General features: G+C 61.3%; 21 protein-coding genes. 15 read left to right on the top strand and 6 right to left on the bottom strand.

Features of this window, described 5'->3' with window-relative positions; all coding sequences use genetic code 11:
- Window positions 1–14: 14 nt before the first annotated feature.
- The 5 genes from QM716_RS10205 to QM716_RS10185 all read left to right on the top strand — a co-directional run bounded on the left by QM716_RS10205 (window position 15) and on the right by QM716_RS10185 (window position 4,997).
- Window positions 15–236 carry a hypothetical protein gene (locus tag QM716_RS10205; protein WP_283304051.1) on the top strand — a complete coding sequence of 74 codons (222 nt, stop codon included), beginning with the start codon at window positions 15–17 and terminating at the stop codon, window positions 234–236.
- A 251-nt stretch (window positions 237–487) separates the two neighbouring features.
- A complete protein-coding gene (locus QM716_RS10200) occupies window positions 488–1,117 on the top strand; it encodes a DUF2510 domain-containing protein (RefSeq protein ID WP_283304050.1) in 630 nt (209 codons plus the stop codon).
- 1,976 nt (window positions 1,118–3,093) lie between these two features.
- Entirely contained in the window at window positions 3,094–3,525 is a 432-nt protein-coding gene (locus QM716_RS10195) for a hypothetical protein (protein ID WP_283304049.1), read from the top strand.
- Window positions 3,526–3,729: 204 nt separating this feature from the next.
- Window positions 3,730–3,888: a hypothetical protein gene (locus tag QM716_RS10190; protein WP_283304048.1), complete on the top strand. Its 159-nt coding sequence runs from the start codon at window positions 3,730–3,732 to the stop codon at window positions 3,886–3,888.
- A 380-nt stretch (window positions 3,889–4,268) separates the two neighbouring features.
- The gene (locus tag QM716_RS10185) at window positions 4,269–4,997 is read left to right on the top strand and encodes a DUF6226 family protein (protein WP_283304047.1); all 729 of its coding nucleotides are present in this window, start codon (window positions 4,269–4,271) and stop codon (window positions 4,995–4,997) included.
- 28 nt (window positions 4,998–5,025) lie between these two features.
- On the opposite strand, the gene QM716_RS10180 is transcribed toward QM716_RS10185, so the two are convergent.
- Window positions 5,026–5,283, bottom strand: coding sequence for a putative quinol monooxygenase (locus tag QM716_RS10180; RefSeq protein WP_283304046.1), 258 nt, complete (start codon window positions 5,281–5,283; stop codon window positions 5,026–5,028).
- Window positions 5,284–5,520: 237 nt separating this feature from the next.
- Between QM716_RS10180 and QM716_RS10175 the strand changes: the two genes are divergently transcribed.
- Window positions 5,521–7,698 (top strand): glutamine synthetase III family protein, encoded by a 2,178-nt coding sequence (locus QM716_RS10175; protein ID WP_283304045.1) that lies wholly within the window; start codon window positions 5,521–5,523, stop codon window positions 7,696–7,698.
- Between the two features lie 84 nt (window positions 7,699–7,782).
- Here the strand turns inward: QM716_RS10175 and QM716_RS10170 are convergent, their stop codons facing one another.
- Window positions 7,783–9,105, bottom strand: a complete 1,323-nt coding sequence (locus QM716_RS10170; protein ID WP_283304044.1) for a glycoside hydrolase family 183 protein — start codon at window positions 9,103–9,105, stop codon at window positions 7,783–7,785.
- Between the two features lie 270 nt (window positions 9,106–9,375).
- On the opposite strand from QM716_RS10170, the gene gdhA reads away from it, so the two are divergent.
- The 4 genes from gdhA (at window position 9,376) to QM716_RS10150 (ending at window position 13,383) form a co-directional block, all read left to right on the top strand.
- Entirely contained in the window at window positions 9,376–10,719 is a 1,344-nt protein-coding gene (gdhA, locus tag QM716_RS10165) for an NADP-specific glutamate dehydrogenase (RefSeq protein WP_283304043.1), read from the top strand.
- Between the two features lie 490 nt (window positions 10,720–11,209).
- Window positions 11,210–12,469 (top strand): PucR family transcriptional regulator, encoded by a 1,260-nt coding sequence (locus QM716_RS10160; RefSeq protein WP_283304042.1) that lies wholly within the window; start codon window positions 11,210–11,212, stop codon window positions 12,467–12,469.
- A gap of 362 nt (window positions 12,470–12,831) precedes the next feature.
- Window positions 12,832–12,972 carry a hypothetical protein gene (locus QM716_RS10155; protein ID WP_283304041.1) on the top strand — a complete coding sequence of 47 codons (141 nt, stop codon included), beginning with the start codon at window positions 12,832–12,834 and terminating at the stop codon, window positions 12,970–12,972.
- A gap of 243 nt (window positions 12,973–13,215) precedes the next feature.
- Entirely contained in the window at window positions 13,216–13,383 is a 168-nt protein-coding gene (locus tag QM716_RS10150) for a hypothetical protein (RefSeq protein WP_003945367.1), read from the top strand.
- Between the two features lie 132 nt (window positions 13,384–13,515).
- On the opposite strand, the gene QM716_RS10145 is transcribed toward QM716_RS10150, so the two are convergent.
- Genes QM716_RS10145 through QM716_RS10135 form a run of 3 tightly spaced genes read right to left on the bottom strand, consistent with a single transcriptional unit; the run spans window position 13,516 to window position 16,116 of the window.
- On the bottom strand, window positions 13,516–13,761 hold the full coding sequence (locus QM716_RS10145) for a hypothetical protein (RefSeq protein ID WP_283304040.1): 246 nt from the start codon (window positions 13,759–13,761) through the stop codon (window positions 13,516–13,518).
- 13 nt (window positions 13,762–13,774) lie between these two features.
- A complete protein-coding gene (locus tag QM716_RS10140; protein WP_283304039.1) occupies window positions 13,775–14,947 on the bottom strand; it encodes a fatty acid desaturase family protein in 1,173 nt (390 codons plus the stop codon).
- 35 nt (window positions 14,948–14,982) lie between these two features.
- Window positions 14,983–16,116, bottom strand: coding sequence for a ferredoxin reductase (locus QM716_RS10135; protein ID WP_283304038.1), 1,134 nt, complete (start codon window positions 16,114–16,116; stop codon window positions 14,983–14,985).
- Window positions 16,117–16,284: 168 nt separating this feature from the next.
- Here QM716_RS10135 and QM716_RS10130 point away from each other — a divergent pair, with 168 nt between their 5' ends.
- From QM716_RS10130 to QM716_RS10120, 3 genes are all read left to right on the top strand, one after another.
- Window positions 16,285–16,980 (top strand): TetR family transcriptional regulator, encoded by a 696-nt coding sequence (locus QM716_RS10130; protein ID WP_283304037.1) that lies wholly within the window; start codon window positions 16,285–16,287, stop codon window positions 16,978–16,980.
- 35 nt (window positions 16,981–17,015) lie between these two features.
- Complete coding sequence (locus tag QM716_RS10125) at window positions 17,016–17,855, top strand: alpha/beta fold hydrolase (protein WP_283304036.1); 840 nt, start codon at window positions 17,016–17,018, stop codon at window positions 17,853–17,855.
- Window positions 17,856–17,930: 75 nt separating this feature from the next.
- Window positions 17,931–18,752: an acyl-CoA thioesterase gene (locus QM716_RS10120; RefSeq protein WP_283304035.1), complete on the top strand. Its 822-nt coding sequence runs from the start codon at window positions 17,931–17,933 to the stop codon at window positions 18,750–18,752.
- Here the strand turns inward: QM716_RS10120 and QM716_RS10115 are convergent.
- A complete protein-coding gene (locus QM716_RS10115) occupies window positions 18,742–20,103 on the bottom strand; it encodes an MFS transporter (RefSeq protein ID WP_283304034.1) in 1,362 nt (453 codons plus the stop codon). The two genes, QM716_RS10120 and QM716_RS10115, sit on opposite strands and share 11 nt — an antisense overlap.
- Before the next feature lie 128 nt (window positions 20,104–20,231).
- On the opposite strand from QM716_RS10115, the gene QM716_RS10110 reads away from it, so the two are divergent.
- Window positions 20,232–20,894 carry a PadR family transcriptional regulator gene (locus QM716_RS10110; protein ID WP_283304033.1) on the top strand — a complete coding sequence of 221 codons (663 nt, stop codon included), beginning with the start codon at window positions 20,232–20,234 and terminating at the stop codon, window positions 20,892–20,894.
- Window positions 20,891–22,921: an NADPH-dependent 2,4-dienoyl-CoA reductase gene (locus tag QM716_RS10105; protein ID WP_283304032.1), complete on the top strand. Its 2,031-nt coding sequence runs from the start codon at window positions 20,891–20,893 to the stop codon at window positions 22,919–22,921. Before QM716_RS10110 ends, QM716_RS10105 begins: the two co-directional genes overlap by 4 nt.
- The last annotated feature ends 5 nt before the right edge of the window (window positions 22,922–22,926 follow it).

Below are 22,926 nucleotides of genomic sequence, written 5' to 3'. Positions count from 1 at the left end.
TGATTGGATTCGCAGTGAAACCGATTGGCACCACACTTCTCGCGATCGGCATCGTCTTACTCTTCTTCGGCGGGTACGGCGCGTGGCCCTATTTCGCGCTCGCGATCGGCCTCTACGTCTTGTATCGAGAGAACACGGTGGAGAGTCGAGCTGCCCGTAAGCAGCGGCGTGCAGATCGCCGACGTGCGCGCGCGCAGGCCGGAATGTCGTCACCCTGGGAGAATTTGTTCAGCTAGCCCGCCGAGATTTCTACGGACGCCCGCCGGCGCGCTCAGGCGTCCAGATCGTCTCACTACACCTTCGGCAGAATTGCGTCCGGTATCCGCCATTGCGGTCAGATGCGCAGTCGCATTCATCCCTATGGATCATGCGCTAATTGAATCCCGGAATCACTACCCGCGTCCGACATGCAACGCGTCCGCCGTCCCGACTGTCTGGTATGTATTGCTGACACTTCCCCGCCACGGGGCCGAGTAAGGACGCGACGATGAACTCACAGCCCGGTTGGTATCCAGATCCTCAAAATCTCGCGGCTATGCGCTACTGGGACGGCAACCAGTGGACCCAGCACTCGCAGCCAGGGCAGCCGGTTCCCTTCGGTGGGCAACCGCCGAAGAAGAAAGGCAAGGTGCTGATACCGATCCTTGCCGTACTCGGTGGGCTGATCGTGATCATCGTCGGACTATCGATCGTCACAAGCCCGTCGTCGACAACGAAGAACACCGCTTCCGAGACGACGCCGCCAAAGATCGAACCGAACCTCGCAGATGCATCGACCTACAAGGAGGTCGACGAGCGGGAGCTGGCGCTGATCCTGAAGGACATGCGAGCACACGCTGGCCAGCGCATCATCCTCTATGGATCGGTTGCGCAGTTCGACAGTGCAACCGGTCCCGGACAGTTCCTCGCGGATGTCGGAACCTCCGCGCTCGGTATCGGTAACTACGAGTCGGCTCACATGGTTGGCGACCCTGCCACACTGAAGCCGTTCGTTAGGGATGACGAAGTGAAAATGTTCGTTATTGTCGATGGCGAGTATTCGTACACGTCGACTGCGGACTACAAGTTGACGGTTCCTCAGTTCAAGATCGGCATCATCGAGATGGCCGGGAGCTAGTCCATCGCGACTTCTGCGGACTGGCGCCGACACACTCGGGCGTCCGGATAGTCTTGCCGCATCGGCGGCAGTAGCAGGTTCGATGCCCACCGTTGTGCGCTGTCTTGCAGCCGCAGACTTCCCGTCCGACGAGACAATGTGTTGGCCGCCAACGGATGCCCATTGGGGCAGCGTTGCGGGGATCGTTCAGCGGACGGCATACCGAAAGGTTCGCACACACGTTCGATAGACGGTAGCATCGGTTTCGCGGAGTCCGGACGGTTAGGGAAGACCAGCCGGGCTCCGCAATTCTTGTTCGATTTGCGCGCACGCTTTAACTGCACCAATCATGCGCAAATCGCCAGAAAGAAAACGTTCGTCCGGTTCTGTACTCTGCGTGATGGCTGTTGACCCTTCACGGATGTTGACATGCCAAGCGCGGTGGTCCCGCCTTGTTACTACCTCGGCGGGGCCACTGTCGCCGGATGCGAGATAAGGAGCCTGGATCGCCAACGGATTGAATTGCCCTCCCAATCTCCCATCGAGGTCGGGGGGTCTCCTTCGTTCGTTTGGTGGATTTCTGTCCGATTTGCGTGTTTGCCTGATGCTTGCCGAATACGTTCGATGAGTCGGATTCAATCGAGGGGTCGAATCCGACATGTGGTTGGTCATGCGTGTTGTGTGCTCAACACGGGTGGCGTTCGACGGGACCCGGTCACAACATGGCCAGGCCGGGTCCCCAACGCCAGCCCCGGACTACCCGATCCCAGCCGTTGTGTGCAGCGAGGTGAGGGCCGTCTCGACCATTAGGTGGATTTCTGCGCAATCTGCACGATTGATTCGCCCTTGCGGAATATGTTCGAGGTGTCGAATTCGCCGGGCGAGCGATCACGGAATGTCGCGCCTTCTACCAATTCGACACACATTGACTCACCGGCTTCGACCCTGGCCGGTCGCCTGATGGGCCAATCCGAGCGCGTCGGTCCCGACAGTTCAGGCGCGCCGACCCGTCGGGGTGAACGCGCATACACCTCGGCGGGTCGCTTCGGGTTTACAGCCCGAGCGGCGAGGGCACTACCGTTTGGCCCGCCGGAATGACATCGCCGTGTATGACCGGCGGGTCGCCTGCAGGGCAGCGGAAAGGTCCGTTGAAGCCTCCGGAATGTTGACATGACATGCGAGGTCCCGAATCCCGTAATGGATTGGATGCCTAGCCATGTCGGCGAAAACCAACAGGCAGCTCCCGACGGCTGTGTGCTCAACCACCGGGTGCCTAAGTCGTGCGATCCAAGGTCCGTAGTCACTCTCGGATCCGCGTGTCCCGACCTTCAAACCTTTTACCCAAAGTATTTGGATTGCAAACGCATTACAAAATTTCGCTACGTCGAGCGATGTGTCGGCGGGCGGCTTACCTTGGAAGTGCGGGGTGAGTCATGAGGGGGCGGCTCGGCACCGATAGTGGGTCGCCGTGTTGTGTGCTCAATGCGGATGACGATCGACGAACCCCCGGCCCGTGTGCTTCCTAGGTCGGGGGTTGACCGTCCATACGAGCGGCAATACCAGCGGTGCGGCGGTTTGATGTCGGACTCAAGCGCCGCCGCAACCGCTCGCCTACCGGGTGTCACTCCCCAGGGGTGAGTTCGCTGAAGTGCGGGTGGTTTCGGCCCGACACGACTTCGGGTTTGCGGGTCATTTGGACGGCACTTCGCTCACCGATTAACAACCGTCCGGTTTGTCTGGTTGGATACCCCCATGTACAAGACACTCGTGGAGGTACCGGCCTTTGCAGGATTGGTGCTGACTGGTTGCGGTTCGGGCGACTCGGGAAAGGCAGAAGCGGAGCCGCTCACTGGCGATGCATTGTTCTTGTCGAGCCTCGAGAATCAGAGCCTCACCGGTGAGTATGACGACGAGACTGCAATTGGCCTCGCGCGGACGTTCTGCACCACGAGTACCAACGGGGTAAACCCGGTCGTGTCGATCGTGAAAGGCAATACGTGTTCGGCTTCTATGTGACGGCGCTGTTCGTCAGCGGAATCGGCGTGATCGTTTTGGCGCTGGTGACCTCCGAACTGCACCCCGGCCGCCGCGTTGTCAACGGTCTCATCGGCACCGCGTTCCTGAGCTACGGCATCTACCTGGCTGTGTTCTTCCACAGTGGCGAGTACCGAATCTTCCTCTGGGTCTTCATCCTCCCGTTCATCTTGCTGGGCCAGGCGATGCGCACCGTCGAGGTCCCCGCGCCTCCCGGGGCGTCCTCCCCCGACCTCGACGCCGACCTCGTCGACCCCGCTCCGGCTCCGGCTCGTACCGCCGCTACCCGCGAACGCATGGCCGCGGCCAAGTCTGCCCAACTCGAGGCCCTTCGCGCCAAGCATGCCGCCAAGAGCGATGAGTTCGACGATCACGCGCCGTCTACGCCTGCCTGACGAGAGGAATAGCGGCGGCAACGAAACCATCATGGTTTGCTCCGCCAATACCTGGTCGCAGGTTCGAATCCTGCCGGGGGCACCACAAGATTTGCAATACGGATGGTCACACTGCATGGATGAGCGACTTCCCGGCAGAGCGATCGCGATACGGTCCGAAACGTAGGCCATAAATCGCGAGCCGCCCGCAGTAATCTGCCTCGCATGAAGAAGGCACTCCCGAAGACGCTGAAGTCACTCGCCCGGACCGTTGGAATCCTGGCACTCGCGATCGTCGTTGTATCCGTTGTCGAGCGGTTCACCGGCGCACACCAACCGACGGCCGGTCCCGCGTCGTTGACCGGACCCGACCAACCGTTGTAGCGCATCCCTTGTGACAGGGTCGACACATGAAGTTCGAGGGACAGGACGAGTCGACAGGTGAAAGCCGTCCGATTGCAGATGATGGGCCACTCACGCTGGAAGTCGATGGAGAAATCTTCACGGTGACGCTCCGCCCCGGGGAACCGGGCGCGTGCGACTAAGAATTGGAAATCTGGGCCGAATGATGGGTACGGGCTTTCCAGTTTTCAGCGTGTCTCCTACTACAGTGTTCTCGACCGAGCGAGCAGCCCATCCAACGAAATTCAGCGCGAAACCATCGAGGAACACCACGCGTCGATCCGCGACTTCCTCAGCCAGATCAACCCAGAGACCGGATATATCGGCGACTGATTTTCGGACCTGCTTGTCATGTCGCCGTCATGAATACGGACCCGCCGACGCCGTGGTGGGAGACTTACAACAACGATGTCCTCTCCGCCCGCGAAAATGGCTGGAGCGAAGACGATTCCACGCTCTCTCGAGAACTGTGCGACCTACTCGATGACGTCGCTGCCGCATTCGCCATCACGGGCGCACAGACACCAGGGTGGCTGAGCCCGTTCAGCGGCGACACCCAACCCGGCAAGGACTCGTACGAGCGTTCTACCGATCCCGAGAAATTCCTGATCGTGGTGGCAAGAGCTCGAGCGTGGACAAGGGTTCTTCTTGATCGCGTCTGGGCACGAGAGGCATCGAATGTGCGGTGGGCGCTCCGTCCATTGGAATCCGGCGGGGTCGACACCGTTTTGGCGCCTTCAAGTGACGGTGCGGTTCCGCTCGTGCTGACGACGCACACTCCGGTCGACAGCGCCCATCCATTCAATGTCACGATCGCCGCGGGCAACCCGGCTGTGGCGATGGCTTCCATTCCCGACTGCGCCTGCGACGGATGCGACAGGGGGTTCGCTGTACTGCTCGAAGAATTCGACACATGGGTGCTATCGGCGGTCGACGGCTCTCTCGCAGTCGACGTCACAGCCGCCTGTCATTCGATTCGAACTTCTTTTCACGACGGAAGACACGGGGTGCGATTCCTCGACGAACCCACTGCTTTCACTGCGGCACCGTGGCCCCCAAATTGGACGGCACGCTCGCTCCGGCCTGAATGATGGTAGACACTGAGGTCTGACCTCGCCGCTACAGAACCTTCGTGTAGATCTGCGCCGGCGCTGCTGTCTCGAGCTTGTCCAGCGCCGCGACCAACCTGACGAAGTGCTCGGTATGGGTGTGGGCGTCGAGGTGCTCCTGCGATTCCCACTCCTCTGCCAGGACGAACTCACACGGATTGTCAGTGCGCTGCAATAACTCGTAGTTGATGCAGCCGGCCTCTTTTCGGGTCTCGGTGACAAGTTCGTCGTACAACCGAAGTACTTCTGCGAGGTCGGTCTGCTCCACCGAGGTTGGCACCAAAACCCTGATCACAAACACTCTCCGATTCGACTGTCCCGCATTAGCCCGTCGGATCGTAGTGTGCCGTAAACCTACGACAGATCGACATTTCCGTTGTGACTCGAAGTTTGCGGACAGGCGCAATATCTACGAAACACCCCCGATACCGGAGGTTCGTAGGGTTTGCCGAAGTCGGGCTCGCAATCAGCAGCGCAGCCCTGGGCCCGGGCGAGGGGTAAGTACATGAGTGGAAATGCAGTTCGCTTGCAAGCGATCAAGGACGTCGAGGCCTACACACCTCCGGTGGTCAGTTTCACGACCGATGAAACGCCCGGTGAAGTGTTCGGTGCCAACGTCTTCAACAAGGTGGTCATGCAGAAGCGACTGCCCAAGCTCGTCTACAAATCGGTGATGGCGACGATCGAGCAAGGCAAACCGCTCGATCCCATGGTCGCCGACGCAGTCGCATCCGCTATGAAGGACTGGGCACTGGAGAAGGGCGCGACCCACTACGCCCACGTCTTCTATCCGCTGACGGGGTTGACGGCCGAGAAGCACGACAGCTTCCTCGAACCGGTCGGTGACGGCAGTGCACTGGCGGAGTTCGCCGGCAAGACCTTGATCCAAGGTGAACCAGACGCTTCGAGTTTCCCGAACGGCGGACTGCGCAACACGTTCGAGGCTCGCGGATACACCGGCTGGGATGTCACCAGCCCGGCCTACGTTCTCGAAAACCCCAACGGCAACACACTGTGTATCCCGACCGTGTTCGTCTCGATGACCGGCGAAGCGCTCGACCACAAGACTCCCCTGCTGCGTTCACAGCAGGCGATGGGTTACCACGCCGAACGAATCCTGAAGTTGTTCGGCCACACCGACCCCGAGCACATCGTGTCGTTCTGCGGTCCCGAGCAGGAGTACTTCCTGATCGATCGACACTTCTTCCTCGCCCGCCCCGACCTCCTCAACGCCGGCCGAACACTCTTCGGCGCAAAGCCGCCCAAGGGCCAGGAGTTCGACGACCACTACTTCGGGGCGATTCCGGAACGTGTGCTCGGATTCATGATGGACACCGAGCGTGAACTGTTCAAACTTGGTATCCCCGCCAAGACGCGGCACAACGAGGTTGCGCCCGGTCAGTTCGAAATCGCCCCGATGTTCGAGCGCGGGAACATTGCCGCCGACCACCAGCAGTTGCTGATGACCACCTTCAAAACCATCGCCAAGAAGCACGGCATGGAATGCCTCTTCCACGAGAAGCCGTTCGAAGGTGTCAACGGCTCCGGCAAGCACGTGAACTTCTCTCTGGGCAACTCCGAACTCGGCAGTTTGCTTGTCCCCGGCGACAATCCGCATGACAATGCCCAGTTCCTCGTATTCTGTGCCGCTGTCATCCGGGCCGTCCACAAGTACGTGGGACTCCTCCGCGCGTCGGTCGCATCGGCCACCAACGATCACCGTCTCGGCGCCAACGAGGCTCCCCCGGCGATCATCTCGATCTTCCTCGGCGATCAGCTTGCCGACGTCTTCGAGCAGATTGCCAAGGGTGCGGCGACGTCGTCGAAGGACAAGGGCACCATGATGATCGGCGCCGACACCCTTCCTGTCTTGCCGACCGACCCGGGCGACCGCAACCGCACCAGCCCATTTGCCTTCACCGGCAACCGTTTCGAGTTCCGCGCGCCGGGATCGATGCAAACAGTCAACGGTCCGATGGTCACCATCAACACGATCATGGCCGAGGCTCTCGACTACATGGCCACCGAACTGGAGGCGGCAGTCGCCGACGGTGCCGATTTCGACACCGCCGTCCAGAATCTGCTCACCGAAATCATCACCAATCACGGCGCGGTTGTTTTCAACGGCGACGGTTACTCCGAGAACTGGCAGATCGAGGCCGAGTCTCGCGGCCTGCCGAACCTTCGCACGACGCTGGACGCCCTGCCCGAACTGATCACCGAGTCCTCGATGGAGCTCTTCGAGAAGTACAAGGTCTTCAACCACCGAGAGATGCACAGCCGCTACGAGGTCGGACTCGAACAGTACGCACTGAGCATCGGAGTCGAAGCACGCCTGGCCGCCGAAATCGGTACGACGCTTATCCTTCCGGCGGCAGTGCGCCACCAGACGGAAGTTGCTCAAAACTTCGTCGCGCTGAAGTCCGCCGGCCTCGAACCGGATTCTGCTCCACTCGAAGAAGTGTCGGCACCCGTTGCGGCCCTGCGAACTGCGCTCGCTGCCCTGCGCGCCGCCATCGACGCCGATGCCGGCGAGTCACCATTCAATCAGGCCAAGCACGCACAGGACGCACTCCTGCCCGCGATGGCCGAGGTGCGCGCCGCAGCCGACTACCTTGAAACCATCGTCGCCGACGATCACTGGCCACTCCCGACGTATCAGGAAATGCTCTTCATTCTCTGAGCATCACCCGAATATCAACGCCCACAGAACTGTGGCCTGCAACTCGATCGAGTTGCAGGCCACAGTTGTTGAGCGTTGTTCGGGCTAGCGGTTTTCCGGCATCGTGACTTCGAGGACGCGAGCCTCACCGGTGGTCGCGGGGTCCGGACGATCGCGGGAATCCGACGACGCCATCTGGAGTCCGTTCAAATCGGTCCGCATGTAGATGACGTTGTAACGGTCCCACGTGGTGGCGACGAATTCGAGGAACTGACCGCTCGCCCACGGGTGCATGAATCCGCCGTACAACGCAGGCAAAGTGATTCCGCTCAGCAGAGTTTGCGTACCGCTCCACGGGCCTTGCGGTTGGTCGGCCTGACGGATCACAAGGTTGCCCTCGGCGCTGGTGTACATGGCAACGTACTTGTTCAGGTAGTCGTTCCACTGCACTGCGAGTTCACTGACCGGTGCCTTGATGACCTGAACGGCATCGGTATCTCGCGGACTCCAATCGGAGCCGTCCCAGTATTCGTAGGCGCCGAGGTTTCTGATGTCTGCGCCGGCCACTCGCGCCAGGATCGCCTTGCCGAAACGGCCTGAGGGAGTTCCGTATTCGTAAATGTAGCCGTCCCGACCGTCGAGGAAGGCGCTCTGCTGGAAGTTGGAATTGATCGGCGATACTGCCGGAATCCCCGGAATACCGAGTCCTTCTGTATTGGCGCGAACCGTCGCCGGCTCGAGTTCCCAGTTCTCGCCGTTGTCCGTAGAGAACGCCAGAGCCGAGTAGTTGGTGGTCCAGGCTCCGGGTTCGTCCCACGACCGAACGGACATGAATCTGATGTACTGCACACCGCCGTAAGAGATTCCAGCGGTCGGGATGGTGGTGAACTCGCCCGGAATGCCGAATCCCGGAACGATCTCCTTGGAATGATTGGGGCCATCCAAAGGAGAACTGTCGATCTTCATGCCGTCGGCGATGGCGGTGTCGTTGCTGCGGAACAACACGTTGCTGCGCCAGTCGTCGCCCGGGGTGTCGCAGTCGCCCACTGTATCGCCGAAGGCCATCAACACGTCGTGATCCGGCCCAGAAAGGCCGTTGTCCCACATGATTCCGAGGTCGGTTCCCGACACGTTGAACCGCTCGATGGTGTTGTTGGGACTGCCTGGGCCAGTGACCATTTCGATCGCCTTGGTCCGGCCGGTCAGCACCGGCAGAGCGCCGTTGGGGGCGCCGGTGATCCAAGGCAACGCGTTGGCGAGGGATCCCGTACCGGCTGAACCACTGCCGAGTGATCCGAGCGAACCCGTCATCGATCCGGCGGAACCACTTCCTCCCGAACCACACGGTCCACCGATCGCCGACGCGGACGGTGCTGCGGCAATCGTCGCGGCAATCGTGACGACGCCTATCGACAACATCGCCGACATGGAGTGTTTTTTACGCACGTGCAGCCCCTCTGATCATTTCGAATCGCGTTCGGACCACAGGCACAGTGATCCCCGACCGCAGAAGCAAACCACTTGGATTGTGTTAAGAGAGTGAAAGCTGAGCAAATTGTTATAAATCGCCCGTTCAACTGACACAAGTGACAGCTGTGTCCGATTTCACCTTCACACGACAGTTGTCCGATACAGCAATAAGGGCGCCTAGTATGTAACGGAAATGTAAAAGAGTTCTCACAACGAGGTAGGTGAGCGGTGTCCGTACGTGACCGCGTAGCGCAGATTTACGATCAGGTTTTGGTTCGCAATGCAGGAGAGCCCGAGTTTCATCAGGCCGCCGCAGAGGTCTTCGAGTCTCTTCACGTAGTGCTCGAACGTCACCCTCGCTACGCCGACGCCGGACTCATCGAGCGGCTCTGCGAGCCGGAACGCCAGATCATCTTCCGCGTGCCGTGGACCGACGACCAGGGCAGTGTTCATGTCAACCGCGGCTTCCGAGTGCAGTACAACAGTGCACTCGGCCCCTACAAGGGCGGCCTGCGCTTCCACCCCAGCGTCAATCTCGGCATCGTAAAATTCCTCGGCTTCGAACAGATCTTCAAGAACTCCCTCACCGGCCTTCCCATCGGCGGCGGTAAGGGCGGCTCGGACTTCGACCCGAAGGGCCGCTCCGACGCTGAGGTCATGCGCTTCTGTCAGTCCTTCATGACCGAACTGCAGCGCCACATCGGTGAATACACCGACGTTCCGGCCGGTGACATCGGCGTCGGCGGTCGCGAGGTCGGCTACCTGTTCGGCCAGTACAAGCGGCTGACCAACACGTACGAGTCGGGCGTCCTCACCGGCAAGGGCATCACCTGGGGCGGATCGCAGGTTCGCACCGAGGCCACCGGCTACGGCGTCGCGTACTTCGTCGCCGAAATGCTCAAGGCGAAGGGTGAATGCCTCGAAGGCAAGAACGTCGTGATCTCCGGATCCGGCAATGTCGCCATCTACGCCATCCAGAAGATTCACCAGCTCGGCGGCGTCGCAATCGCCTGCTCGGATTCCTCGGGATACATCGTGGACAAGAAGGGCATCGATCTCGACCTCCTCAAGGAGATCAAGGAAGTTCGCCGCGGCCGCATCAGCGAGTACGCCGATGCAGTTCCGCACGCCGAGTTCGTCGCCGACGGGTCCATCTGGGACGTGCCGTGCGACGTCGCGCTCCCCTGCGCGACTCAGAACGAGCTCGACGAAGATGCCGCAAAGAGCTTGATCGCCAACGGCGTTCAGGCCGTTGCCGAGGGCGCGAACATGCCCACCACCCCCGGCGGAATCCAGCTCTTCCGTGACGCGAACGTGGCCTTCGCCCCCGGCAAGGCAGCCAACGCCGGTGGCGTTGCAACCTCTGCTCTCGAAATGCAGCAGAACGCTTCGCGTGATTCCTGGAGCTTCGAGTACACCGACGAGCGCCTTGCCGGAATCATGCGCGGTATCCACAAGCGCACCATCAACACCGCTGCCGAGTACGGCAAGCCGGGCGACTACGTTCACGGCGCCAATATCGCCGGCTTCGTGAAGGTCGCCGACGCCATGATTTCGCTGGGCGTCATCTAGAGATTTCGCAACACAGACGGCAGCACAAAAAGGTTGCCTCCACCCTGAACCGGTCCCCGTACGTCGGACTGGTCGAATCAACACCTAGGCCTCGAGGGCCCTGGGTCCGCGACAGCGTCGGACCCAGGGCCCTCGACCATGATCTGAGCAAATCGCCCGCGACGAACGCCGTTGGCGACGGCAATGATCCCAGACGGAACTTGCGGTGTCCTCCGAATCCGTTTCCGCTTTGACGTCGAAAAACATCATAAATGGACGATTGTTTAGTTCGGCGACGCGTGGGGCATATGGACTTATCTTCACATTTGTCCATTTCATAGTTGGACATTCGTTCATGTGGTAGAAATCACAACGCCTGGCGCAATTCGATCCGCAGATTTCAGCGGCGAGTATGCCCCCGAACATGGCCTCAGCGTGTACCCCGCTTCGTAACGCGCCGAGCCTCGGGGTGCCTGTGCCGCGCGACGCATCTGTCTAGAGGAGGCCACCCATGTCCCCAGCGCTGCTGAACAACCCGGGACCGCTCATGTTGGGAGGCAAGCCCGCCTCCACAGCGGTCAATGACGTCATCCCACTGGCAAGCGATCTCGTAGATCACTTGTCCCGTGCCAACCCGACGTTGACTTCCCTCCAAACGGAGGCAGTACGTCGGGAGCTGATCGCGGTAATCGTGCAGGGGCTTCAAGTAGGGATCCAGCTATTGGATCACCGCAAACTCCCCACCGACCAAGACCTGGACGGCATTCACACCATGACCGTCCAGCAGGCACTGAAAGGCGTGCCACTCAGCGCAATTCTCAGCTTGACGAACGAGGGCATCAGCACTTTTCGCACCCTCATCCTCAGTCGGGCCGACGCCGGGGACTCCGCCAATCTCGGAGATCTCAACGAGTTCTTGTTTGCACTGGCGCAGCGGCTTCACTCGTTCATCTCGATCAGCTATCTCGCGGCTCTTCCGGCCGGTTCCCAACTCGGCGAATACTCCGCCGGCGCCCTCGTGAAAGCCATGCTGGACGGCGACGATCCCACCCAACTCGCGCTCCAGATGGGCATTGAACTCGCACCCCGCTATCTCGTCCTACGACTGATGGTGAACCTGCCGCCCACGCGAACAGGGGCCCGCAACGGCACGCACCAGCGCATACATGCCTATCGCGATCTCACGGTGGTTCAGGCAAAGATCGCGGCCCACTTCGGCTCGGCGCTGCTCGAAGCGCCTGCACCGCAACGCGGCCTGGTCCTGATCGAGGGCACACCCGACTGGAAATCGGTGTGCGAGATCATCCAAAATGCGCGTGCGACGGTCGGCGTGGAGATCACTGCCATCGGCGAGAGTGCCGCCGTCGGAGACATCGCCGCCGCCCAGGCAACCACACATGAATTGGCGCAAATCGTGCGGCGCCTGAGACTGCCGGCGCGGTCATACCGGATGGAGGACCTCGCGCTCGAGTACCAACTGACGCGGAGCGGCGCAGGCCGCGACAGCTTGATCAACCTACTCAAGCCACTCCACGGCAACCCGGAACTGCTGCAGACACTGTCCATACATCTCGCCAACGGCCAGCATCGCCAGCGCACCGCGTCAGCACTGGGCCTGCACACGAACACCGTCGACAACCGGATCAAGCGCATCGCCGCCCTGACCGGATTGGATCCGGCTCTGCCCTCTGAGCTGCTCAAACTGCGCGCCGCGATGATCTCGCTTTCTTTCGCCAGCACTGATGTGGACAACCGTCCAGCGAAAGTGTGAACACTCACACCCTCACTATTAGCTCTCCACGAATGGTGGCCTCGACCCCACTTTTCCGCACCGAGCCGGGCTATAAAAGTGTGGTGCGAATCACCGCGCAAACCAGTAACAATTAAGGGGAACCACATGATCAACGGCCAGGACAACGCTCTCCTCGGTGCCTTCTTCGACACCATCCTGCAGCTCTTCAACGCGGGCAGCACCGGCACGGGCTCGACGGATGGCGGCGGCGTCTCCTAGGACGAATCGCGGGCCCTGTGCGAGATTCTCTCGCACGGGGCCCGCTCCAAGCCGCCTGACACTGTGAGGGCGGTGACCACGGTGACCACCATGTCGCCACCGCTGAAACCAGGAGCCAGCACATGATCGCCGCACCAACCACAGGCGCTTTGGCCGTCGTCTTGAACACCGTCCTTCAGATGTTCAACGCGGGCAGCAGCTTCCTCTACACGAACAACTCTCCGATCGGCGGCGGCGAAACTCCCACGACGCCTGCTCCCTGATCGACTTACCCGCTCGCACCACAACGTCGCGGCGCAGACAGGAATCACCGTGATAAACCCGCACACCCAGGGCAGCCTGGTTATCGACTTCGGCTCGCTCTCCAGGGCACTCGGCTTCGGCAACGGCTCGATCGTGTCGCTCGGCAGCACCGGAAGTGCCTGAAAAAGCCGTCCCGACTACGTCGACGATCCCGTTGCCGCTCACATTCTCACCACATCTCGAAACAGAAAGCAGGTCTCCCTGTGCCTACAATCCCGCTCACCGGCGACCCTATCGTCATCAACATCATCGTCCAGCTACTGAGCGCGGGCAGCAGCAACGCGCTCGCTTTGGGCGGGGTCGGCAGCAGCGGTCTCGGTAGCACCGGGCTCGGCAGCTTCGACTCGGCGAGTCTCGGGAGCGCTGCTTAGCATCTCCCGCTGATCGAAGGTTGATTCACCGCCATTGATCGGTATGCAGTCCGTGAAACCGACGTTGCCCTCCGCCACAAAGGACGGAGGGCAACGTCGTCGGTCACGCCGAACGGGTGCGGCGCAGTAGGATCAACGCCAGTCTTCAGGTGGATCGGTGTCGTCGTGTTCGATAGTCACGGATTCCGAACGATCGTCAGCCGCAGCCTTTTTCGCCGCTTCACGCATCTCGATACCGTCGGACACCCAGTCACCGATCTCGCGCGTCACGTCTCGAACTGCCCCGGCGATGATCATCGCGATGGAGCCGACGTGGTTGGCTGCACTTTCCGTCAACTCCTGGACGGTGTCCTTGCGGCGCTCGAATTTCCCGACCATCAAAGTGTGCCTCTCAGGCTGCTGTTCGCTGGCGCTCGACGATAACACCGGGAGGGGTCTTCGACTTGACCAAACCGGGCGGCAGAGCGAGCTTGAAGATCTTGCCCCACACCGAACCGATCTGCTTGAAGAACCCACCGGTGTTGTACGGCAAACCGTACTTCACACACAATTCTTTCACCTGGGGAGCTAGTTCCGGATAACGATGCGCAGGCAAGTCCGGGAACAGGTGGTGCTCGATCTGGTGCGAGAGGTTGCCGGACATGATGTGGAAGAGCGGGCTTCCCTCGATGTTGGCGCTGCCGAGCATCTGCCGCACATACCACTGACCGCGAGTCTCGTCAGCCGTCTCGTCCTCGGTGAAGCTCTGGACGCCGGTGGGGAAATGGCCACAGAAGATGATCGAGTAAGTCCACACGTTTCGCACCAGGTTGGCGGTGACGTTCCCCGCCAGTGTGGTCACGAACAGCGGTCCCGTGAGAACCGGGAAGATGACGTAGTCCTTGAGGACCTGCTTGCCTGCCTTGTTCCACCAGCCCTTGAGTAGCGGCTTGACGTCGTGCCACTTGCGTTTACCTTGGATGACGTTCTCGATCTCGAGGTCGTGCATCATCACGCCCCACTCGAACAGCACCATCAACGCAAAAGCCCAGACCGGATTACCGAGGTAATAGGGGTTCCACTTCTGCGCGTCGTCGATACGCAGGATGCCGTATCCGATGTCGCGGTCTTTGCCGAGAATGTTGGTGTACGTGTGGTGCATGTAGTTGTGCGAGTGGCGCCACTGGTCGGCCGGGCACACCGTGTCCCATTCGAAGACTTCGGAATTGAGCCCGGGCTCACGCATCCAGTCGTATTGACCGTGCATGACGTTGTGGCCGATCTCCATGTTGTCGAGAATCTTCGACACACTCAGTGCACCGACGGCGGCGAGCCAAACCGGCGGCAGGAAGCCGAGGTACATCAAGCCGCGACCCGCGACCTCGAAACCACGCTGCGCCTTGATGACCCGGTAGATGTACTCCCGATCCTCAGCACCGAGCGAGGCGACGGTGCGATCACGCAGTGCGTCCAACTCGCGGCCGATCTCCTCGACCTGCTCGTACGTCAGGACAACAGGAGCGTCGTTCTTCGCATCGGAACCGTTGCCGAGGAAAGGGAGGGTGGGAAGTGAAAGTCCAAACATGTCGGTCTCCAGACAGTCGTGAGGAAAATGGGACTTCAGATGTCGACGGTGACGTCGCCGACGGGAGCGCTGACGCACAGCTGGATCTTCTTGTCCGGCTCGTCGTCGGTCTCACCGGTGCGCACGTTGCGGGTACGACCCGCCTTCTTGACGGAGGTGCAGGAGAAGCAGATTCCCATCCGGCATCCGTATTCGGGATCGAGGCCCGCAGCTTCTGCTTGTTCGAGCAGTGTTTCGCCCGAATTCTCGGCCACCACTCCACTTTTGGTGAATGACACCTCGCCGCCGGCCTCACCTGGCTCGGCCACGGCAGGTGCAAACTCCTCGGTATTGAGCAAGTGCTCGACGCCGACCTCACGGAACACCTCGCGCACCCCCCGCATCAGTCCGGGAGGCCCGCAGAGATAAGCCTGGGCGTCGACCGTTTCCGGATCAGCGATCCATGGGGCCACCGCGTCGAGATGCCCACGATCGAAGAAACCTTGGAGGTCCCCTCCACCGCTTTCGGTGTACACGAGTACCAATTTCACGTTCGAGTTCTGCTCGGCGATGGTTTTCAGGGCGCGCGTGTACGCCACGTCGGCATCGGTGTTCGCGTAGTGCACGAACACGATCTCGCCCGAGTGCTCCTCATCGACGAGCGTCCGCAGCATCGACATCACCGGGGTGATTCCACTGCCACCGCTGATCAACAACACCCGACGCGGGCGGTCGACCGGGAGGGAGAACACCCCGTCTGCCTGCGAAAGACTGACTACAAGTCCCGGCACCGCGTTGGCGTACAGATACTGCGACACCAATCCACCCGGATGAGCCTTCACGGTCAGCTCGATCAGCCCGTTTCGGGTAGACGCGCCCCCGGCCGGCGAGTAGCACCGAGTGTGACGAATACCGTCGATCACCACGCCCAACTGCACGAACTGGCCCGCCTGAAATCCGCGCCACTGGCGAGTCGGACGCAGCGTCAGCGTGACGGAGTCCGCGGTCGGATAGTCGACGGCAACAACCTGTGCGCGGATGTCACGAACGGTCGCCATCGGGTTGATCAGCTCCAGGTAGCGATCGATCTGATGTGGAGCGGCCATGGCTTCGATCAGTCCCACCAAGGACAGTCCGCGCCGAGCTGTGGGCTTCGGTGTCGTGTTCTCAGGAGCAGATGCGATTGTCATGACCCTCCTCGTGTTTCGATTGCCGGGTAAATCGTTTGCCGGGCTAGCTTCCCCCGACTGCGTGAATTCAGTGTACAAATGTTCACCGAAGATAGTGTGACAGGTGCACACAAGTACATGTCAACAAGAATGTGACCCGAGTTACACGAGTTGCCGAAAGGAGCCGGGATGCCTGTACCTACACTCGACGTCGTGACGAAGGCCGGACCGGTGAACCCTGAGAGCAGGGAACCTGACAACAGGGAACCGGAAAGCCGTGCCGCCAAAAAGGAGCGCACGCGCCAAACCCTCTTGGACACGGCAATGGATCTCTCGGCCGACCGAGGCTTCGCCGGGATCAGCCTGCGAGAGGTTGCCAGGGAAGCCGGGATCGTTCCGACTGCGTTCTATCGCCACTTCGCCTCACTGGAAGACCTCGGCGTTGTCCTCGTCGAGGAAAGCATGCGCATGTTGCGTCAGATGCTGCGCGACGCCAGGCGCAACCCCAGCACGAAGGACGCCACTACGTCACTGGGCATCCTTGTGCGACAGGTGCATACACACGAACGACAGTTTCGGTTCCTCTGCCGTGAACGCTATAGCGGCGTCAGCGAGGTGCGACGCGCGATAGCCACTGAAATGCGGTTGTTCGTCAGCGAATTGACCCTCGATCTGTCCAGAATTTCCGGACTCGAAAGCTGGTCGTCTGACGATCTGGAAATGGCCGCCGATCTGATCGTCTCGACGATGTTCGGTGCCGTCGTCGAGCTCCTGGACGCCGGGACTGCCGGATATCGCGACGAAGCCGCTGTCATCACACGAGCAGAGAAGCAGCTGCGGATCATCATGCTCGGAATGGCCACCTGGAATCCACCTCGAAACTGACCTCGGGTTCACCTTTTCGACGTACGGTGAGAGCCATGTCTTCCACGAGTACATTCGAAATCCCCGTTGGCGACCTCACCTTCGACGTACTGATCTCGGGCCCGGACGACGGTATTCCGCTGGTAGCGCTGCACGGATTCCCGGAGAGCGCCGCATCCTGGAGCAAGGTCACGCCACTACTCACCGAAGCGGGATACCGCGTGATCGCACCGAATCAGCGCGGCTACTCCGCCGGCGCACGCCCGGAAGGTGTGGATGCCTACCGCATTGAGCACCTGGTAGCCGACGTCGTCGGATTGCTCGACGCACTCGGTCTGCCAGACGCACATCTTGTCGGCCACGACTGGGGTTCGGCGGTCGCCTGGCAGGTCGCCGGCCGCCACCCGAACCGGATCCGTAGCCTGACCGCGATCTCGGTCCCCCACCCCACAGCTTTCGGCTGGGCACTACGCGAGGACGAGGACCAGAAGCAACGCTCGTCGTACATCGGACTTCTCCGACAGGAGGGCAAGGCCGAGGAAGTGTTGTCGGAGGACAACTTCCGCCGGCTGCGCGGCATGTTCGACGGCCAGATCGATCCTGAATTCGCCGACGAGCACATTCGTGTTCTGAGCGGCGAGGGCGCGCTGACCGGCGCCTTGAACTGGTATCGCGCGATGACGCGCGATTTCGGCGACATCGATCGCACCACGGTGCCGACCACGTACGTCTGGAGCACCGGCGACTCGGCGCTCGGCCGGGCAGGCGCAGAGCGCTGCGGTGAATTCGTGGACGCGCCCTACGAGTTCGTCGTGCTCGAAGGCGGAAGTCACTGGATCCCGGAAGAGCGAGCCGAAGAGTTGGCCGAGGCAATCCTCGCGCGTGCGGGATCCTGACCGAAGCGAAGAATTCGGCTCTATGTATGTTGTCATACATAGAGCCGAATTGATTCCACCACCAGGAGTTCTGCGATGAGCGAGACCGTTGCGCCACCCCATCCGTTTGACACCGCTGTCGGATTGACGCCGCTCACCGCCGGCTTGTCGACCGGCGAAACCAATGCGGCGTACAACAACATGGTCGGACCTTTCGGCGGCGTCACTGCTGCCACGTTGCTCGAATCTGTGCTGAAGCACCCCGAGCGACTGGGCGATCCGCTGTCGTTGACCGTCAACTTTGCCGGTCCGATCACCGAGGGTGCGTTCGAGATCTCCGCCCGCCCGGTGCGCACGAACCGCTCGACGCAGCACTGGTCGATCGAACTGTCTCAGGACGGAACCGTCGCCACCACCGCGACGGCGGTATTCGGCACCAGGCGGGAGACGTGGTCGTCGACCGAGATCACGATGCCGGAGGTTCCGTCAGCCGAAGACGTTGCGTTACTGCCGTTCCCCGAGTTCATCGCCTGGGCACAGAACTACGAGATGCGTTTTGTCGAAGGTGCGATCCCCGATCTGGAGTCAGGCGAGCACCCCGACTCGACTACGACACTCTGGGTGCGCGATCAGCCTGCACGCGCTCTCGGCTACACGTCACTGACCGCACTGTGCGATGTCTTCTTCCCGCGAGTTTTCCTGCGCCGAGGCAAGATGGCACCAGCCGGAACGGTCTCGATGACAATCTACTTCCACGCCGACGCTCAGGCACTGATCGAACAGGCAGACAATTCCGTCCTGGGCACCGCGCGGACTCAGCGGTTCGGCAACGGGTACTTCGATCAGTCGGCAGAAATATGGGGCAGTGACGGCGCATTGCTCGCTACGACACACCAGTTGGTCTACTTCAAGGACTGACAACCACCGCGCTGTCCCCTTCTGGCGCCTTGACCATCGACAGGGCGGCAAGGCCGACACCGAGCACTACCAGCAGTCCGATGATGCCGGCGCGGTCGGCGCCGAAGAGCCAGGCGAACAGGCCGAACAGTGTCGGCGCGAGGAACGACACTGCTCGGCCTGTTGTCGCATACAAGCCGAACATCTGACCTTCACGCCCGGGCGGGGTGATGCGCGCCAGGAACGTTCGTGCCGACGACTGAGCAGGCCCGACGAACAGGCAGAGGGCGAGTCCGAAGATCCAGAACATCACCGGCCCTGACACCGCGATCAATATCGCGCCGACCACGATCATCGACGCAAGCGAGACGGTGATGACCTGCTTGGGTCCGATCCGATCGTCGAAGCGTCCGGCCACCAATGCACCGATTGCGGAAATCACGTTGGCGGCAACACCGAACAGCAGGACGTCTGCTGCGCTGATTCCGTAGACGTTGACGGCCAGCACGGCTCCGAAGGTGAACACACCCGCCAGACCGTCACGGAAGAGTGCGCTCGCGATCAGGTACCAGATCGTTCGCCTGTCGACGTTCCAGAGTTCACGCAAATCACGCCACAACACCCGATAGGAGTCGAGGAATCCAGCCTTCGACGCACCAGGATCGACTGCGGGGCTGGGCAACTCGGGAACCTTGAAGAATACCGGGATCGCGAAAATCGCGAACCATACTGCGGCCAGCAGTGCCACCATCCGGATGTTCATGCCGCCGTCGGTGGTCAATCCCAGGAATCCCCGAGTGTCACCGTCGCCGACGATGAATCCGAAGTAACACAGCAACAGCAGCATGATTCCGCCGAAATATCCCATGGCCCAGCCGAAGCCGGAGACTCTACCCAGATTCTCCGGTGTCGACACCTGCCGCATCATGGCGTTGTACGGCACGCCGGCAAGCTCGAAGATCACCGAACCGATTGCGAGCAGAACCAATCCGAGCCATAGGTAGCGGTAGTTGTCTTCGACGAAGTAGAGGCCCGCCATCGAGAGCACGGTGATGCCGGTAAGTATCGCGAGCGAGAGTTTGCGTTTACCCGACGCATCAAAGCGCTGTCCGGTGATCGGGGCGAGTATCGCGATGAAGAAGCCGGCAATTCCAAGGGCCCAACTGAGCCACGTCGTTGCCGAAATCGTGCCGGGCAGGTCGTCGCCGACCGCGTCGGTGAGATAGACCGAGAAGACAAAAGTGAGGATCACTGCGTTGAATGCGGCCGATCCCCAATCCCACAGCCCCCACGCGAACACTTGACTCTTCGTGGCCGCACCACCGATGCCTGCGGGTGGCTCGGCCTGGGTACTCGTGGACTCGGCGCTCATACGGCGAAGCCTAACTGCGCGCGGGCGACTCGGCGCCTCTCTCCGAAGTCGACATACACGACGTTCTATGCACCCAAGTTAGTACGCACTTAGTTGCATACGCACCTGAGTGCATAGATACTTTTTCCATGGCACTCGAACATGCGTTGCTCGTCTCCCTGTCCGAACAGGATGCGTCGGGATACGACCTCACACGCCGGTTCGACAAGTCGATCGGCTTCTTCCACAGCGCGACGCACCAGCAGATCTACCGAGTCCTCAAGCGAATGGACGAGGCCGGCTGGGTGGAGGTGGAGGCCATCGCGCAGGACGGCCGCCCGGACAAGAAGATGTACCGCGTGAGCGACGCCGGCCGTGCCGAACTGACCCGATGGATCGCCGAGCCGTCCGAACCGAACCACCTGCGCAACGAGTTGGCCATCAAGATCAGGGCCGCAGCGCACGCCGATCTTCCCGCTCTACGACGCGAAGTCGCTCGCCACCGCGACGGCCACGCCGCCCGCCTCGACGTCTACCGACTCATCGAGAAGCGTGACTTCCCCAATCCAGCAGCACTTTCCGGCTCTTCGCTGCACCAGTACCTCGTACTTCGCGGCGGCATCCGCGTCGAAGAAGGTTTCACCGACTGGTGCCAAGAAGTTCTGGACGCACTGCCCACTGGCGAGCCCGCCACCGAAGACACCGGCGAGCCCGCCACCGAAGACACCGGCGAGCCCGCCACCGAAGACACCGGCGACTACGCCGCCGAAGCCACTGGCGAGTACGCCACGGAAGGACATCCCCAGCCATGACGGATACACGGTTCCCCCGCCTTCTTGAACCGCTCGACCTCGGATTCACGACGCTGAAGAACCGCGTCGTCATGGGATCGATCCACACCGGCCTCGAGGATCGCGCGAAGGACACCGACCGCTTGGCCGAGTACTTCGCCGAACGCGCACGTGGCGGTGTCGGTCTGATCATCACCGGCGGCTACGCGCCGAACCGCACCGGTTGGCTGTTGCCGTTCGGCGCCAAGCTGACCAACCGCGTCGAAGCGCGCCGTCACCGCCGGATCACCAAGGCGGTTCACGACGCGGGCGGAAAGATCGCCATGCAGATCCTGCACGCGGGTCGGTACAGCTATCAGCCGTTCAGTGTCTCCGCGTCGTCGATCAAGGCGCCCATCAACCCGTTCCGTCCGCGCAAGCTGACCGGCCGCGGGGTGCGTTGGCAGATTCGCAACTACATTCGCTGCGCGCGCCTGGCCAAGTCCGCGGGCTACGACGGCGTCGAAATCATGGGCGGTGAGGGCTACTTCATCAACCAGTTCCTCTGCGAGCGCACAAACAAGCGCACCGACCAATGGGGAGGCAGTTCCGAGAATCGTCGACGCCTTGCTGTCGAAATCGTGCGACGCACACGCAAGGCCGTCGGCCCGAACTTCATCATCGTGTTCCGGCTGTCGATGGCAGACCTGGTCGAGGGTGGCCAGACCTGGGACGACATCGTCTCACTGGCAAAGGAAGTCGAAGCTGCCGGCGCTACGATCATCAACACCGACATCGGGTGGCACGAATCGCGAGTTCCCACCATCGTCACCTCGGTTCCCCGAGCAGCCTTCGTGGACATCACCGGCAAGCTCGAGAAGCACGTCGACATTCCGGTAGCGGCCTCGAACCGGATCAACATGCCGGAGACAGCCGAAGAAATCCTCAACCGCGGTGACGCACAATTGATTTCGATGGCCCGGCCGATGCTCGCCGATCCCGACTGGGTCAACAAGGCCGAGCGCGGAGCGTCCGACGAGATCAACACGTGCATCGCCTGCAACCAGGCCTGCCTCGACCACGCATTTGTGCACAAGCAGGTCTCCTGCCTGCTCAACCCGCGCGCCGGCCGCGAGACCACACTGATCCTCTCCCCCACTCGGCGGACCAAGAACCTCGCCGTCGTCGGTGCCGGGCCTGCAGGACTTTCCGCGGCACTCAATCTTGCTCAGCGTGGTCATTCGGTCACGTTGTTCGAGGCTTCGGACAAGATCGGCGGACAGTTCGGGATCGCACAGCTCATTCCCGGTAAAGAAGAGTTCGCCGAAACCATTCGCTACTACACGCGCATGCTGGACGTGGCCGGAGTTACGGTCAAGCTCGAAACCCGCGTCGCACCGGCAGATCTCATCGGCTCCTTCGACGAAGTGGTGGTTGCCACCGGAGTGACACCGCGCGTTCCCAAGATCCCCGGCATCGAGAACCCGAAGGTGCTGACTTACGCCGAGGTCGTCCGAGAGGGCAAGCCGGTCGGTAAGTCCGTCGCCGTCATCGGTGCCGGCGGCATCGGCGTAGACGTCAGTGAATTCCTCACCCACCCGACTTCCCCCACCCTTCATCTCAAGGAGTGGAAGCAGGAATGGGGCGTCACCGAACCCGAAATGGCGCCGGGCGCACTCACCACACCGGTACCGGAGCTCTCGGAACGTGAGGTCTACCTCCTCCAGCGCAAGCCCGGACGCATCGGCGCGGGACTCGCGAAGACCACCGGCTGGGTCCACCGGGCAGCCCTCAAGAACAAGGGCGTGCACGAACTCTCGGGCGTCAACTACGAGCGCATCGACGACGCCGGTCTGCACATCACGTTCGGTGAGAAGCACGAGAAGCCCCGGCTCCTCGAGGTCGACACCATCGTCATCTGCGCCGGGCAGGAATCGGTTCGCGACCTCGTGGACGAACTGACCGTCGCGGGTGTGGTGACCCATATCATCGGCGGCGCCGACGTGGCAGGAGAACTGGACGCCAAGCGTGCCATCGAACAGGGCACACGACTGGCCGCGAAGATCTGACCGGC

This window comes from Rhodococcus sp. IEGM 1409, assembly GCF_030056735.1.
Lineage (GTDB): Bacteria > Actinomycetota > Actinomycetes > Mycobacteriales > Mycobacteriaceae > Rhodococcus_F.
This window is presented reverse-complemented; position numbering and strand designations above follow the sequence as displayed.